General features: G+C 50.5%; 3 protein-coding genes. All 3 read right to left on the minus strand.

The window, feature by feature from the left end; all coding sequences use genetic code 11:
- Window positions 1-85 precede the first annotated feature (85 nt).
- Window positions 86-319, minus strand: coding sequence for a hypothetical protein (locus ACOSYY_RS04175; RefSeq protein ID WP_421661012.1), 234 nt, complete (start codon window positions 317-319; stop codon window positions 86-88).
- Window positions 320-332: 13 nt separating this feature from the next.
- On the minus strand, window positions 333-1,244 hold the full coding sequence (locus ACOSYY_RS04180) for a glycosyltransferase family 2 protein (protein WP_421661013.1): 912 nt from the start codon (window positions 1,242-1,244) through the stop codon (window positions 333-335).
- A 55-nt stretch (window positions 1,245-1,299) separates the two neighbouring features.
- On the minus strand, window positions 1,300-1,547 hold a 248-nt coding region (locus ACOSYY_RS04185), incomplete at its 5' end, for a hypothetical protein (RefSeq protein ID WP_421661014.1).

Below are 1,547 nucleotides of genomic sequence, written 5' to 3' on the forward strand. Positions count from 1 at the left end.
TTCGTCGTGCTCGTCTCAGGCGTTCGTTAAATGTGAAATCTACCAACCACTTGGGACGCTGGAATGTGGGAAGCCAGCGCTCAGGTTAATACACTTGAAATCCCGGCCATGAAGGTTCCGGAAAGGATGCGGGGGGAATCGCTCGTGTTTGAGAGAGTGCTTCACGCCACTCAGGAACATTGTGGACCCAGACCACCCGGAAGTATCGGGCGAGACGCGCCAAGACATGGTGCGGAGTTTTCCAATATTCGCTCCAGTCATGATAGGGCAATGCGATCACCCCGACATTACGACAGTAGGGATGAGTGGTCGATTCCATGGTATTCCTTCTCTCAGTTGACGAGAGCCTTAACAAACGGTCGCAGAACATCCTTTGTGGCCACCGTAAGATCCGCCGACAAACGTCTGTGGTTGGTGTGAACCCACTTCATCATGGACGCGTAGCAATCGACTTTTTCGTTCCAGGGAAGCGGTACGCGGCCGATGACGCAGAGGTATTCTCGAAACTGTCTAAAGTGTGGAAACACTAGTTTCCCTAGTTTGGTAGGGTCAAACCAGCGAGTCCTCCCTTGTCTATCCGAGTGCTGCGCGGTCGACTGAAGGGCATGCGCTCTTCTGAAGAATAAATATTCTGGAATCCGGTGAAATGGACCATAGAGAGTAAGTTCTGCTAAGAATACCCGATCGGAATCGGCGTAATGCCCATGCAGGCCTGTCTTCTTTAAGATGCTCGTTCTTATAAGTCCAAAATCAGGTTCACAGATGTGATCCATTCGAATAATATCGCGGAAGCGGTCCCTCGCTCTAACTGAATGGAGGTTCAACGGAGGATCGACCCTTGGCAGAAGTTGTCCAGTTTCATCAATATCCCTGGTATAGGTGTAACACAACACAATGGAAGGATTCTTTTGGAGGATCTCAACACATCGTTCGAGACACTGTGGATCACGCACGTCATCATGGTGCGCCCACATGAAATATTCTCCAGAGGACAACTCCGCAACTAGATTCTGATTACGACCATACCCTATGTTGGTCTCGTTCCGAGAGTAGCGTATTCGCCGATCCCTTACAGCATGAATCCTGCAAATATCGGCTGTTCGATCAGTCGATGCATTGTCCGATATGATCAGCTCAAAATCACTGAATGTTTGTGCCAATATGGATTCTATTGCTTGCTCAATATACCGCTCACCGTTGTACACCGGCATGCCGATGCTGACTCGAGGGAATTGTCCACCCATAACGACCTCTGACGTTGAAGACTGTATCGCTGCGGCGCTACTCGCTTTCACTCCTTTAGGATCCAGTACGCATGGAGGCTGCAACAGATTCCACGGGGCAGGCCTGTTGCCACTTGAACGGCATAAATACGAGCCCAAATCGACTTTCGATCCCTCTCCCCGACTCGTAAAAGTCCGACGGCTCGATTTCCAAAGCTCCACAATGATCCAGCAGATCCTGGAACAGCGGGCCAACAGCGCCAAGGAAAAGCGTCACGCTGTATCGACCGGGCATAAGATTAAGAAACTCCACTTCCAGGTCGA

It is taken from the genome of Nitrospira sp. BLG_2 (assembly GCF_049222245.1).